At 71.9% G+C, this 13,657-nt stretch carries 9 protein-coding genes; 8 read left to right on the top strand and 1 reads right to left on the bottom strand.

Features of this window, described 5'->3' with window-relative positions; all coding sequences use genetic code 11:
• Positions 1-36: 36 nt before the first annotated feature.
• Positions 37-978 (bottom strand): segregation and condensation protein A, encoded by a 942-nt coding sequence (locus FPV26_RS03725; protein WP_147652375.1) that lies wholly within the window; start codon positions 976-978, stop codon positions 37-39.
• Between the two features lie 402 nt (positions 979-1,380).
• Between FPV26_RS03725 and FPV26_RS03720 the strand changes: the two genes are divergently transcribed.
• The 8 genes from FPV26_RS03720 to gyrA all read left to right on the top strand — a co-directional run bounded on the left by FPV26_RS03720 (position 1,381) and on the right by gyrA (position 13,634).
• Positions 1,381-1,680, top strand: a complete 300-nt coding sequence (locus tag FPV26_RS03720; RefSeq protein ID WP_147652374.1) for a YciI family protein — start codon at positions 1,381-1,383, stop codon at positions 1,678-1,680.
• Positions 1,677-1,970, top strand: coding sequence for a BolA family protein (locus FPV26_RS03715; protein WP_147652373.1), 294 nt, complete (start codon positions 1,677-1,679; stop codon positions 1,968-1,970). Before FPV26_RS03720 ends, FPV26_RS03715 begins: the two co-directional genes overlap by 4 nt.
• 184 nt (positions 1,971-2,154) lie before the next feature.
• Positions 2,155-5,658 carry a chromosome segregation protein SMC gene (smc, locus tag FPV26_RS03710; RefSeq protein ID WP_147652372.1) on the top strand — a complete coding sequence of 1,168 codons (3,504 nt, stop codon included), beginning with the start codon at positions 2,155-2,157 and terminating at the stop codon, positions 5,656-5,658.
• 34 nt (positions 5,659-5,692) lie between these two features.
• Positions 5,693-6,415, top strand: a complete 723-nt coding sequence (gene zipA, locus FPV26_RS03705) for a cell division protein ZipA (RefSeq protein ID WP_147652371.1) — start codon at positions 5,693-5,695, stop codon at positions 6,413-6,415.
• A 3-nt stretch (positions 6,416-6,418) separates the two neighbouring features.
• Positions 6,419-8,497 (top strand): NAD-dependent DNA ligase LigA, encoded by a 2,079-nt coding sequence (gene ligA, locus FPV26_RS03700; protein WP_147652370.1) that lies wholly within the window; start codon positions 6,419-6,421, stop codon positions 8,495-8,497.
• A gap of 124 nt (positions 8,498-8,621) precedes the next feature.
• On the top strand, positions 8,622-9,593 hold the full coding sequence (gene epmA / locus FPV26_RS03695) for an EF-P lysine aminoacylase EpmA (RefSeq protein WP_147652369.1): 972 nt from the start codon (positions 8,622-8,624) through the stop codon (positions 9,591-9,593).
• Positions 9,594-9,655: 62 nt separating this feature from the next.
• Positions 9,656-10,699, top strand: a complete 1,044-nt coding sequence (gene mtnA / locus FPV26_RS03690) for an S-methyl-5-thioribose-1-phosphate isomerase (protein WP_147652368.1) — start codon at positions 9,656-9,658, stop codon at positions 10,697-10,699.
• A gap of 337 nt (positions 10,700-11,036) precedes the next feature.
• On the top strand, positions 11,037-13,634 hold the full coding sequence (gene gyrA / locus FPV26_RS03685; RefSeq protein ID WP_147652367.1) for a DNA gyrase subunit A: 2,598 nt from the start codon (positions 11,037-11,039) through the stop codon (positions 13,632-13,634).
• Positions 13,635-13,657 lie beyond the last annotated feature (23 nt).

The following is a 13,657-nucleotide window of genomic DNA, read 5'->3' as shown; positions in this document are numbered from 1 at the left end:
GTCGCATGCGTCGCAGTGGAGCCGATGCAGGCGGGGTCAGCGGTCGTCGTCGTTGGCCGCGGCCGCGTCGTCGTCGAATTCGCTCGACAGCTCGAGAGACTCGGTGCCGCGCTCGGTCGCCAGCGACTTGACGTAGATCGGCGCCAGCGGCGCGCGCTCGCCGGCGTGCGGCGGCTCGGTGTGCTCCTGCACCACCTCGACCAGCTGCTCCTTGGCCAGGGTCAGCAGGGCGAGGAAGGTCACCACCACGCCGAGCCGGCCCTCGCGCGGCTCGAACAGCGACTCGAAGCGGTGGAAGCGGCCGTCGCCCAGGCGCTCGAGCAGCTCGCCCATGCGCTGGCGCACGCTGAGCGCGTCGCGCCGGATCGCGTGCTGCGAGAACAGCTCGGCGCGCTTGAGCACGTCGCGCAGCGCCAGCAGCATCTCGCGCAGGTCCACCGGCGGCGGCAGCCGCACCGCGGCGCGGTCGGGCACGTAGGCGGCGGCCGGCGCGGTGTCGCGGTCCATGCGGGGCAGGGCGTCGAGGTCCTCGGCGGCCTGCTTGAAGCGCTCGTATTCCTGCAGCCGGCGCACCAGGTCGGCGCGCGGGTCCTCCTCGATCCCTTCCTCGTTGGCCGGCCGCGGCAGCAGCATGCGCGACTTGATCTCGGCCAGGATCGCGGCCATCACCAGGTACTCGGCGGCCAGCTCGAAGCGCATCTCGTGCATGGCCTGGATGTAGTCGATGTACTGGCGGGTGATCTCCGCAACCGGAATGTCGAGGATGTCCAGGTTCTGGCGCCGGATCAGGTACAGCAGCAGGTCGAGCGGGCCCTCGAAGGCGTCGAGGATCACCTCCAGCGCGTCCGGCGGGATGTACAGATCCTGCGGGATCTGCAGCACCGGCTGGCCGAGCACCACCGCCAGCGGCATTTCCTGCTGCTGCGGTGCCTGCGACGGGTTGTGCGGATGCGCTTCGGGCGCGTTGTTGGCGGTCATGCGCTGGCGGCCCCTCCGGGCCACTCGGTCTTGCGGTGGGCGTGCGCGAGCGGGCGCTACGCCGGTCTGGCAACGGTACGGCGGTGTTGCTGGCGGGCCCGGGCGTCGCACGCCGCGCGCGCCGCGATCCGGCGGCGATGGGCGTGGAAAGGCATCGGGCGTGGGCCGGTGCGGGCAGCGGGTCGGTCGGGGGCGGCTCCGGGCCGGGAACGCGACGGGCCGCTGCAGCCGGCCTCGAACTCACCGACAGGGTACGGGGTGGCGTTGCGGCTGTCCAGCCGTGCGTCGGCAAGCCGTGATGCCGTTCAGCCGGGCGCGACGCGATTGGGCGGAGCGGCCCGGGCGACTTATCCTGTGCCGCCGTCCGCGCATCTCGCGGACCTGCGCAGGAACGGCTCCGCCATGTGGTACGCCATCGCCGGCTACGACGCTCCCGACACCCTCGACCGCCGACTCGCCGCGCGGCCGGAGCACCTCGCACGCCTGAACGCGCTGCGCGACGCCGGCCGTCTGCTGCTGGCCGGGCCGTGTCCCGCGATCGACGCCGAGGATCCGGGCCCGGCGGGCTACACCGGCAGCCTGGTCGTGGCCGAGTTCGCCTCGCTGGAGGACGCGCGGGCCTGGGCCGAGGCCGATCCCTACCTCGCCGCCGGCGTGTACGCGCGGGTCGAGGTGCGTCCCTTCCGTCCGGTGCTGCCATGAACGCCGAGCGTGTCGAGCGGATCCGCGCCGCGCTGGAGGATGCATTCGCGCCGTGCGCGGTGCAGGTGGCGGACGAAAGCCATCGCCACGTCGGCCATGCCGGCGCGCGCGACGGTCGCGGCCACTTCGCGGTCGAGATCGTCAGCGCCGCGTTCGCCGGCATGGCGCCGCTGGCGCGCCACCGCGCGGTGTACGCCGCGCTCGGCACGCTGATGCAGACCGACATCCACGCCCTGGCGATCCGCGCCCTGACCCCGGAGGAGGCGCACGCCGCGGCCTCCCGCGGCTAGCCGTGCCGCCCGCCGACGGCCGCCCACCGCCGCCCCGGGCCTGTCGCTATACTGCCCGATGACCGCGATGCCTCCGGCATCGAGTCTGCAAGCCGATCAATGGCTTGCGGGGTAAATCTCAGAATCCTTCTCAGCAAGGTGGGGCCCGCCCGCGCGGCGCCACCCCGGGGCCGATCCACGCCGCATGCGCCTGTCCACGATCAAGCTGTCCGGCTTCAAGTCCTTCGTTGACCCGACCACGCTGCACCTGCCGACCAACATGACCGGCATCGTCGGTCCGAACGGCTGCGGCAAGTCCAACATCATCGACGCGGTGCGCTGGGTGATGGGCGAGAGCTCGGCCAGCCGCCTGCGCGGCGATTCGCTCACGGACGTGATCTTCTCCGGCAGCTCGGCGCGCAAGCCGGTGTCGCAGGCCACGGTCGAGCTGATCTTCGACAACTCCGACCGCACCATCACCGGCGAGTACGCCGCCTACAACGAGATCTCGGTCAAGCGCACCGTCGGTCGCGACGGCCAGAGCAGCTACTACCTCAACGGGGTCAAGTGCCGCCGGCGCGACATCACCGACCTGTTCCTCGGCACTGGCCTGGGCCCGCGCAGCTACTCGATCATCGAGCAGGGCATGATCAGCCAGATCATCGAGGCCCGCCCCGAGGATCTGCGCATCTACCTGGAGGAGGCCGCGGGCATCTCCAAGTACAAGGAGCGGCGCAAGGAGACCGAGACCCGCATCCGCCACACCCGCGAGAACCTCGACCGCCTCAACGACCTGCGCGAGGAAGTCGGCAAGCAGCTCGAACACCTCAAGCGCCAGGCGCGCCAGGCCGAGCAGTACCAGGCGCTGCAGGCCGAGCGCCGGGTCAAGGACGCGGAGTGGAAGGCGCTCGAACACCGTGCCCTCGACACGCAGCTGCAGTCCATGCGCGAGCGGCTGATGCAGGAGGAGACCCGGCTCGAGCAGCTGGTCGCCGAACAGCGCGAGGCCGAGCGCCTGCTCGAGACCGGCCGCGTGCGCCGCGAGGCCGCCGCCGAGGCGCTGAACAAGGCGCAGGCCGAGAGCTACGAGGCCAGCGGCACGCTGGCCCGGATCGAACAGCAGATCGCGCACCAGCGCGAGCTGGCCCAGGGCCTGCTGCGTGCGCGCCAGGAGGCCGAGCAGGCGCTGGCGGAGCTCGGCCAGCACATCAGCGGCGACGAAGCCAGGCTCGGCGTGCTGCGCGCCGCGATCGCCGAGGCCGAGCCGGCGCTGGCCCGCCTGCAGGCCGAGGACGGCGCGCGCCAGGACGCCCTGCGCGAGGCCGAGACCCGTCTGAACGACTGGCAGCAGCGCTGGGACGCGCATGCCCGCGCCCAGTCCGAGGCCGCGCGCGCGGCGGACGTCGAGCGTACCCGCATCGAGCACCTCGACCGGCAGACGCTCGACGCCGAGCGCCGCCGCGAGCAGCTCGCCGCCGAGCGCGCCGGCCTGGACCTGGCCGCGCTCGCCGCCACCTTCGAGCAGCTGCAGGCGCAGCACGACCAGCAGAAGGGTGCGCTCGACGCGCTCGCCGCCGAGGTCGAATCGCGCAAGCAGGCCGTGGCCGCCCTGCAGGAGCGGCAGCGCGCGACCCAGAACGAACTGGCCGAGGTCCGCAAGCAGGCCCAGGCCGCGCGCGGCCGCCTGTCCTCGCTGGAAACCCTGCAGCACGCCGCGCTCGGCCAGGAACAGGGCGCGGCGATGGCCTGGCTGCGCGCACGCGGGCTGGATTCGGCCGCGCGCGTGGGCGAGGTCCTGCGGGTCGAGGCGGGCTGGGAGAACGCGGTCGAAGCCGCGCTCGGCCAGCTCATCGAAGGCGTGCTGGTCGAATCGCCCGAGGCGCTGGTGGAGGCGCTGGCCGAACTCGGCGAGGGCCGCCTGACCCTGGTGGACCCGCACAACGACGCGGTGACGTTCGCGCCGACCTCGCTGGCCTCGAAGGTCACCGGCCCGATCGCGATCCGGCGCCTGCTCTCGCGCCTGCACGCGGCCGACACCCTGGCCGAGGCGCGCGCACTGCTGCCGCGCCTGGGCGCCGACGAGTCGGTGATCACCCGCGCCGGCGAGCGCCTCGGCGCCGGCTGGGTGCGGGTGGTGCGCTCGGGCGCGGCCAAGCAGGGCGCGCTGCTGCGCGAGAAGGAGATCCAGGCGCTGCGCGCCGAGATCGACCGGCTGCAGCGGCGCGAGCAGGAACTCAACGATGCCGTGACCGCGCTGCGCGACCAGGCGCTGGCGGCCGAGCAGGCGCGCGAGGACGCGCAGCGCTCGCTGTACCTGGCGCACCGCGGCGTGTCGGAACTGGCCGGCCAGTTGCAGGGCCAGCAGGGCCGGCTCGATTCCGCCCGCGGCCGCATCGAACGCATTGACGCCGAACTGGCCCAGCTCGCGACGACCCTCGAGTCCAGCCGCGAGCAGGCGCGCGAGGCGCGCACGCGGCAGGAACAGGCCGTGGCCCGCATGGCCGAGCTGGAGCAGGCGCGGCAGGCGCTGGAGGCCGAGCGCCGCACCCTGGCCGAGGCCCGCGACGCCGCCCGCAACGCCGCGCGCGAATCGCGCGACGCCGCGCATGCGCTGGCACTCACGCTCGAGTCGCAGCGCGCGCAGGTGGTGGCGCTGGAACAGGCCCTGCAGCGGATGGGCGGCCAGCGCGGCCAGCTCGACGCGCGCCTGGGCGAACTGGCCGCGCAGCTGGCCGACGGCGACGCCCCGGTGCGCGACCTGGAAGCCCAGCGCCAGGCCGCGCTCGAGGAACGCGTGCGCGCCGAGAAGGCGCTGGCCGCCGCGCGCTCGGCCCTGGAAGGCATCGACAACGAACTGCGCGGCTACGAGCAGACCCGCCACCAGCGCGACGAACAGGCGCTGGCCCAGCGCGAGCGGATCGCGCAGCGTCGGCTCGATCAGCAGGCGCTGGCGATCAAGGCCGAACAGCTCGCCCAGGCGGTGGCCGAGGCCGGCTTCGCGCTCGACGAGGTGACCGCCACGCTGCCCGCCGAGGCCGAGCCGCAGGCCTGGGAGAAGGCCGTCTCCGACCTCGACGCGAAGATGCGCCGCCTGGAGCCGGTCAACCTGGCCGCGATCACCGAGCACGCCGAGGCCGCGCAGCGCAAGGAATACCTCGACGCCCAGCACGCCGACCTGACCACCGCGCTGGAGACGCTGGAGGACGCGATCCGCAAGATCGACCGCGAGACCCGCGGCCGCTTCAAGGACACCTTCGACCGCGTCAACGCCGGCCTGCAGGAGCTGTATCCGCGCCTGTTCGGCGGCGGCCACGCCTACCTCGAGCTCACCGGCGAGGATCTGCTCGACACCGGCGTTGCGATCATGGCGCGTCCGCCGGGCAAGCGCGTGTCCAACATCACGCTGCTGTCCGGCGGCGAGAAGGCGATGACCGCGGTGGCCCTGGTGTTCGCGATCTTCCGCCTCAACCCCGCGCCGTTCTGCCTGCTCGACGAGGTGGACGCGCCGCTGGACGAGGCCAACGTCGGCCGCTTCTGCCAGATGGTCACGGAGATGAGCGAACAGGTACAGTTCCTGTTCGTCACCCACAACAAGGCCACGATGGAAGCCGCGCACCAGCTGTCCGGCGTGACCATGCGCGAACCGGGCGTCAGCCGCCTGGTCTCGGTGGACCTGGCCGAGGCCGCGCGCCTGGCCGGCGCGGCGTGAACGCGAACGCGAACGTTCCGGGGAGAACACCGCGATGTCCGATACCGACCTGCTCCGCCTCTCCATCCTCGTCGCCGGCCTGCTGCTGATCGCGGCGATCTACTTCTTCGGCCGGCCGCGCAAGCCGGGGCAGGGGCGGCGGGTGGAGGAGGAACGCGGGCGGGTCGAGCCGGTGCTCGGCGCGACGCCGGAAGCGGGCTCCGGGCCCGCGCCGGAGGAAGGCGCCGTGCAGCCCGAACTCGCGCTGGATGCGCCGGCGGCCTCGGCGACGGCGACCAGCGAGCTCGGCAAGCGCCGCGAGGAGAGCTTCGAGAAGATCGTCACCCTGTACGTGGCCGCGCGCGCCGGGCAGGTGCTGCGCGGCCCCGACATCGTGGTCGCGGCCGAGAAGGCCGGCCTGGTGTACGGCCACATGCAGATCTTCCACCGCCTGGTGGACGGCCATCCGGACCGCGGCCCGGTGTTCTCGGTGGCCAACATCCGCAAGCCGGGCGGCTTCGACATGGCCACGATCCAGGAACTGGAGACGCCCGCGGTCGCGTTCTTCCTCACCCTGCCGGCGCCGATCCCCGCGCTCGACGCCTGGGAGAAGATGCTGCCCACCGCGCAGCGCATGGCCGAGCTGCTCGACGGCGTGGTCCTGGACGAATCGCGCAACGCCCTCGGCCGCCAGCGCATCGCCCACATCCGCGAGGAACTGCGCGCCTGGGACCGGCAGCACGAGGCGCCGCCGCTGACCAAACCCCCCCGCTGGTAAGGCATGGGCAAGCCCGCGCAACGCGTCGCCGAGCTGCGGCGGCTGATCGAGGACGCCAACTACCGCTACTACGTCCTCGACGAACCCAGCATCCCGGACGCCGAGTACGACCGCCTGCTGCGCGAGCTGCAGGCACTGGAGGCCGCGCATCCGGAGCTGGCCGATCCCAACTCGCCCACGCAACGGGTCGGCACCGCGCCGTCCGCCGGCTTCGCCGAAGTCCGCCACGCGGTGCCGATGCTATCGCTGGCCAACGCCTTCAGCGACGAGGAGGTGGCCGAGTTCGTGGCCCGGATCACCAGGGAGACCGGCGATGCCGAGCCGGTGTTCTCGGTCGAGCCCAAGATAGACGGCCTGGCGATCAGCCTGCGCTACGAGCATGGTGCGTTCGTGCGCGGCGCCACCCGCGGCGATGGCGCCACCGGCGAGGATGTGACCGCCAATCTGCGCACCGTGCGCGCGATCCCGCTGCGCCTGCGCGGCAACGCGCCGGCGGTGCTGGAAGTGCGCGGCGAGGTGTACATGCCCAAGGCCGAGTTCGAGCGCTACAACGCCTGGGCGCGCGAGCACGGCGAGAAGACCCTGGCCAACCCGCGCAACGGCGCCGCCGGCTCGCTGCGCCAGCTCGACCCGCGCGTGACCGCGAAACGCCCGCTGAGCTTCTTCGCCTACGCCCTGGGCGAGGTCGAAGGCGCGACGCTGCCGCCGACCCATTCGCAGACCCTGGCCTGGTTGCGCGAGCTCGGCTTCCCCGTCTGTCCGGAGACCGACACCGCACGCGGCCTGGACGGGCTGCTGGCCTATTACCGCAAGCTCGGCGCACGTCGCGAGGCGCTGCCGTACGAGATAGACGGCGCGGTGTACAAGCTCGACCGCTACGACCGGCAGCGCGCGATGGGCTTCGTCTCGCGCGCGCCGCGCTGGGCCATCGCCCACAAGTACCCAGCGCAGGAAGAGGCGACCGTGGTCGAGGCGATCGACGTCCAGGTCGGCCGCACCGGTGCGCTCACGCCCGTGGCGCGGCTCCGGCCGGTGCAGGTGGGCGGCGTCACCGTCACCAACGCCACCCTGCACAACGCCGACCAGGTCGCGCGCCTGGACGTGCGCGTGGGCGACCACGTGATCGTGCGCCGGGCCGGCGACGTGATCCCGGAAGTCGTGCGCGTGATCCCCGAGCGCCGCTCGCACGATGCGAAGGGACGGCCGCTGCATCCGCCGTACCGGCTGCCGGACAAGTGCCCGGTGTGCGGCTCGGCGGTCGAGCGCGAGGAGGGCGAGGTGGTCGCGCGCTGCACCGGCGGACTGTACTGTCCGGCGCAGCGCGTGCAGGCGCTGCACCATTTCGCCTCGCGCCGGGCGATGGACATCGAGGGACTGGGCGAGCGTTTCATCACCGCCCTGGTCGAGTTCGGCTACGTGCGCACGGTGGCCGACCTGTACCGGCTCACGGTCGAGGATTTCGTCGAGATGAAGCGCCGCGCCGACGAGCGCGACGGCACCGTCCCGGAGACCGTCAAGGCCGGCAGGATCGCGACCAAGTGGGCCGAGAACCTGGTCGCGGCCATTGATGCCAGCCGCAACACCACGCTCGAACGCCTGCTCTACGCGCTCGGCATTCGCGACGTTGGCGAGAGCACGGCGAAAACCCTGGCGCGGCATTTCGGCGCGCTCGACCCGATCATGCACGCGGACGAGGAAACGCTGCAGGCGGTGCCCGACATCGGCCCGGTGGTCGCCGCACGCATCGCCCACTTCTTCGCCGAGCCGCACAACCGGGAGGTGATCGCCGCGCTGCGCAAGGCCGGCGTGCACTGGCCGGAGGGCCCGCCGCGGCGCAGCGAGGAGGGCCCGCTCGCCGGCAAGACCGTGGTGCTGACCGGCGGCCTGGCCTCGATGACCCGCGAGGAGGCGGGTGCGCAGCTCGAAGCGCTGGGCGCGAAAGTCTCCGGCAGCGTGTCGAAGAAGACCTCGTTCGTGGTCGCCGGCGAAGCCGCCGGCAGCAAGCTGGCCAAGGCGCAGGAACTCGGCATCGAGATCTGGGACGAGGCGCGCCTGCTCGCCTTTCTTCGGGAGCATGCGTGAGGGGGAAGCTTTTTTGCCACGGATGAACACGGATAAAGCTTTTTCAATTTTTTACTTGTTCTGCCTTATCCGTGTTCATTTGCTTTGATCCGTGGCAAAAAGCGCTTTCAAGACACGCCCATCCATGACCGACTGGCAGCCCACCGCAGGCATTGACGCGTTGCGCTTGCGCGCGCGCCTCTACGCGCTGGTGCGCGGGTTCTTCGCCGAGCGGGGGGTGCTCGAGGTCGAGACGCCGGTGCTCTCGCGCGCCGGCAACACCGATCCGAACATCGCCTCGTTCTCGCTCGAGTTCTCGGGCCGCACCGATGGCGCGCCGCGCACGCGCTGGCTGCGCACCTCGCCCGAATATCCGCTCAAGCGCCTGCTCGCGGCCGGCGTGGGCGACTGCTACGAGCTGGGCCGGGTGTTCCGCGACGGCGAGGCCGGCGGCCGCCACAACCCCGAGTTCACCATGCTCGAGTGGTACCGGGTGGGCTGGGACCACCGCCGGCTGATGGACGAGGCGGCGGAGCTGGTGCAGCGCGCGCTGGCGCTGGTCGGGCGGCGCGCGGCGCGCACCGACACGAGCTTCCGCGCGCTGTATCGGGAGCGGCTCGGCCTCGACCCCTTCACCGCGGACGAAGCCGCGCTGCGCGCCGCGCTCGGCGAGGTGCGCATCGCGCCGGAAGGGCTCACCCGCGACGACTGGCTCGACCTGCTGATGACCCATCGCCTGCAGCCGTCGTTCCCGTCCGACCAGCTGCTGGTCGTCTACGACTATCCCGCCTCGCAATGCGCGCTGGCGCGGATCCGTCCGGACGATCCGCCGGTGGCCGAACGCTTCGAGCTGTACCTGGGGCCGCTCGAGCTGGCCAACGGCTACCACGAGCTGGCCGACGCGGCCGAGCAGCGCGCGCGCTTCGAGCGCGACCGTGCCGTGCGCGCGCAGCGCGGCCAGCCCGTGCCGCCGCTGGACGAAGCCCTGCTCGCCGCGCTCGCCCACGGATTGCCCGGTTGCGCCGGCGTCGCGCTCGGCGTGGACCGGCTGCTGATGGCCATGCTCGGCACCGACCGCATCGCCGACGTGCTGGCGTTCGACTTCTCGCACGCCTGAAGCCCAGTGCGGCGAGCAGCGCGTACTAAGCTATCCGCCTCCTGCCGGGATTGACGCCGATCATGGATTTCGACCGCTACGACCGCATCCGCCCCATCCGCTGGACCGGGGATCGACTGGAACTGCTCGACCAGCGCCGGTTGCCGTTCGCGGTCGAATACCTGGCGTGCACGACCAGCGACGAGGTGGCCGAGGCGATCCGCACGCTCGCGGTGCGCGGCGCGCCGGCGATCGGCATCGCCGCCGCCTGGGGCGTGGTGCTGGCCGCGCGCACGATCGAGGCACCGGACGGGGCGGAAGCGGTGCACAAGCTGGAGCCGGCGATGGATCGGCTGAACGCCGCGCGGCCGACCGCCGTCAACCTGGCCTGGGCGCTGGCGCGGATGCGGGAGGCGCTGGGCACGGCGGGGCCGGACTGGCGCGAGGTGATCGAGCGCGAGGCGCGGGCGATCGAGGCCGAGGATCTGGCCGCCAACCGGCGCATGGGCGCGCTGGGCGCCGCGCTGATCGCGCCCGGCAGCGGCGTGCTGACGCACTGCAACACCGGTTCGCTGGCCACGGCCGGCTTCGGCACCGCGCTCGGGGTGATCCGGGCCGGCGTGGCCGAGGGACGCATCCAGCGCGTGTTCGCGGGCGAGACGCGGCCGTGGCTGCAAGGGGCACGGCTGACCGTGTGGGAGCTGCAGCAGGACGGGATCGCGGCCACCCTGATCGCCGACGCGGCCGCGGCCTACCTGATGCAGTCGGGCAAGGTGCAGTGGGTGGTGGTCGGCGCCGACCGGATCTGCGCGAACGGCGACACGGCGAACAAGATCGGCACCTATCAGCTCGCGATCGCGGCGCGCCACCACGGGGTGCAGTTCATGGTGGTGGCGCCGTCCTCGACGGTGGACATGGCCACGCCCTCGGGCGATGCGATCCACATCGAGGAGCGCGATCCGGGCGAACTCCACGGTGTGGGCGGCGTGCGCACCGTGGCCGAGGGCATCCCGGCCTGGAACCCGGTGTTCGACGTCACCCCGCACACGCTGATCGACGCGATCGTGACCGAGAAGGGCGTCATCGAACGCCCCGATGCGGAGAAGATGCGCGCGGCGTTCGGTTGATCCGCCGGCATGCCCGCCGTGTGGTGCGGGCGCGTACGCGTGTCATCGCTTCGTTGCCGTCGTGCCGGCGCAAGCCGGGGCCCATGTGGCTGTTGCTTTCCCGGCAAGCACCCAGATACCCCCGCGCACCGGATCCGGGCCGGGCACCCTGGAAAGACCCGAACCCGCCCCGCATAAGTCATTGAACGAACGAACAAATCAGGCGGCCTGAGCAGCGCCTGCGTGGTATCATTTCACGTCGTCTCGACAGGCCCGGAAGACCCGCCCGCCGCCCGCTTCCCGGGCGCCCGCGACGGATCCCCGGAAGCCCCCGCACACCGCCCAGCACGGAACCCCGATGGCCGAACTCGCCAAGGAAATCATCCCCGTCAACCTCGAAGACGAGATGCGCCGCAGCTACCTCGATTACGCCATGAGCGTGATCGTCGGCCGCGCCCTCCCGGACGTCCGCGACGGCCTCAAGCCCGTGCACCGGCGCGTGCTGCACGCCATGAACGAACTCGGCGCGCACAGCAACAAGCCGTACTACAAGTCCGCGCGCATCGTCGGTGACGTCATCGGTAAGTACCACCCCCACGGCGACGCCGCCGTGTACGACACCCTGGTCCGCATGGCGCAGCCGTTCTCGCTGCGCTACCTGCTGGTGGACGGGCAGGGCAACTTCGGCTCGATTGACGGCGACAACCCCGCCGCCATGCGCTACACCGAAGCGCGCATGTCGCGCCTGGCGCACGAGCTGCTGGCCGACATTGACAAGGAGACGGTGGACTTCCAGCCCAACTACGACGAGAAGGAACTCGAACCCACCGTCCTGCCCACGCGCGTCCCCAACCTCCTGGTCAACGGCTCGGCCGGCATCGCGGTCGGCATGGCCACCAACATCCCGCCGCACAACCTCGCCGAGGTCGTGGACGCGACCATCGCCCTGATCGACAACCCGCAGATCGACGTGGACGGGCTGATGGACCACATCCCCGGCCCCGACTTCCCCACCGCCGGCATCATCAACGGCACCGCCGGCATCGTCGCCGCCTACCGCACCGGCCGCGGCCGCGTGCGCATGCGCGCCCGCGCCGAAATCGAGACCGACGACAACGGCCGCGAGGCGATCGTCGTCACCGAGATCCCGTACATGGTCAACAAGGCCCGGCTGATCGAGAAGATCGCCGAGCTGGTGAAGGAAAAGAAGCTCGAGGGCATCGCCGAGCTGCGCGACGAGTCCGACAAGGACGGCATGCGCATCTACATCGAGGTCAAGCGCGGCGAGTCGGCCGAGGTGGTGCTGAACAACCTCTACCAGCAGACCCAGATGGAGTCGGTGTTCGGCATCAACATGGTCGCGCTGGTGGATGGCCGGCCGCGGCTGCTGAACCTCAAGCAGATCCTCGAGGCCTTCGTCCGCCACCGTCGCGAGGTGGTGACCCGGCGCACCATCTTCGAGCTGCGCAAGGCCCGCGCCCGCGCCCACATCCTCGAGGGCCTGACCGTCGCGCTGGCCAACATTGACGAGATGATCGAGCTGATCAAGACCTCGGAGAGCCCGCAGGTCGCCAAGGAGCGCATGCTGGCGCGCACCTGGGCGCCGGGCCTGGTCGGCGCGCTGCTCGCCGCCGCCGGCGCCGAGGCCTCGCGGCCGGAGGATCTGCCGCCCGGCGTGGGCCTGGTGGACGGCGCCTACCAGCTCACCGAGACCCAGGCCAGGGAGATCCTGGAGATGCGCCTGCACCGCCTGACCGGGCTGGAGCAGGAGAAGCTCACCGAGGAATACCGGCAGCTGCTCGACACCATCGCCGGCCTGATCCGCATCCTCGAGGACCCGGACGTGCTGCGCGAGGTGATCCGCACCGAGCTGCGCAACCTCAAGGAGGAGTACGGCGACGCGCGCCGCAGCGAGATCCGGCAGAGCGAGGAGGACCTGGACATCCTCGACCTGATCGCGCCCGAGGACGTGGTGGTCACGCTCTCGCACGCCGGCTACGCCAAGCGCCAGCCGGTCAGCGCCTACCGTGCGCAGCGCCGCGGCGGCCGCGGCCGCACCGCGGTGGCGACCAAGGAAGAGGATTTCATCGACCAGCTGTGGCTGGTCAACACCCACGACACGCTGCTGGCCTTCACCAGCGCCGGCCGCGTGTTCTGGCTGCCAGTGCACCTGCTGCCGGAGGCCGGCCCGAACGCGCGCGGCCGCCCGATCGTCAACTGGATCCCGCTCGAGGACGGCGAGAAGGTGCAGGCGGTGCTGCCGGTGCGCGAGTACGAGGAAGGCCGCTACGTGTTCTTCGCCACCCGCAACGGCACGGTGAAGAAGACCCCGCTGACCGAGTTCGCCTACCGCCTGCAGCGCGGCAAGATCGCGATCAACCTGGAGGCGGGCGACGCGCTGGTCGGCGTGGCGCTCACCGACGGGCAGCGCGACATCATGCTGTTCGCCAGCAACGGCAAGGCGGTGCGCTTCGACGAGGCCGAGGTGCGCGCGATGGGCCGCACCGCCACCGGCGTGCGCGGCATGAAGCTGGCCGAGGGCGAGCAGGTGATGAGCCTGATCGTGCTGGAGGGCGAGGGCGACATCCTCACCGCCACCGAGCACGGCTACGGCAAGCGCACCCCGGTGGCCGAGTATCCGCGCAAGGGCCGCGGCACCCAGGGCGTGATCGCGATCCAGACCAGCGCCCGCAACGGCAGGCTGGTCGGGGCGGTGCAGTTGTCCGACCACCACGAGGTGCTGCTGATCTCCGACGGCGGCACCCTGGTGCGCACCCGCGCGGCCGAGATCTCGCAGGTCGGCCGCAATACCCAGGGCGTGATGCTGATGCGCCTGGCGGAAGGCGAGTCGCTGCAGGCGATCGAGCGCCTGGACGCCTCGCTCGACGACGAGGCGGATGCGGCGATGGCGGTGGCCGAGGCCGGCACGACGGCGGGCTTGCAGCCGCAGGCGTAAGCAGGCGGTTGCCCCCACCCCAG

Source organism: Vulcaniibacterium gelatinicum (assembly GCF_008033445.1).
GTDB classification, from domain to species: domain Bacteria; phylum Pseudomonadota; class Gammaproteobacteria; order Xanthomonadales; family Xanthomonadaceae; genus Vulcaniibacterium_B; species Vulcaniibacterium_B gelatinicum.
Note: the sequence above shows the minus strand (reverse complement) of the source record. Positions and strands in the feature narration are given on the sequence as shown.

Bases quoted from the DNA above. Each gene is read 5' to 3' on its own strand.
- epmA (WP_147652369.1), top strand. From the start codon at position 8,622: ATGACCGACTGGCAGCCCACCGCAGGCATTGACGCGTTGCGCTTGCGC.
- ligA (WP_147652370.1), top strand. From the start codon at position 6,419: ATGGGCAAGCCCGCGCAACGCGTCGCCGAGCTGCGGCGGCTGATCGAG.
- zipA (WP_147652371.1), top strand. From the start codon at position 5,693: ATGTCCGATACCGACCTGCTCCGCCTCTCCATCCTCGTCGCCGGCCTG.
- FPV26_RS03715 (WP_147652373.1), top strand. From the start codon at position 1,677: ATGAACGCCGAGCGTGTCGAGCGGATCCGCGCCGCGCTGGAGGATGCA.
- mtnA (WP_147652368.1), top strand. From the start codon at position 9,656: ATGGATTTCGACCGCTACGACCGCATCCGCCCCATCCGCTGGACCGGG.
- FPV26_RS03725 (WP_147652375.1), bottom strand. From the start codon at position 978: ATGACCGCCAACAACGCGCCCGAAGCGCATCCGCACAACCCGTCGCAG.
- FPV26_RS03720 (WP_147652374.1), top strand. From the start codon at position 1,381: ATGTGGTACGCCATCGCCGGCTACGACGCTCCCGACACCCTCGACCGC.
- smc (WP_147652372.1), top strand. From the start codon at position 2,155: ATGCGCCTGTCCACGATCAAGCTGTCCGGCTTCAAGTCCTTCGTTGAC.
- gyrA (WP_147652367.1), top strand. From the start codon at position 11,037: ATGGCCGAACTCGCCAAGGAAATCATCCCCGTCAACCTCGAAGACGAG.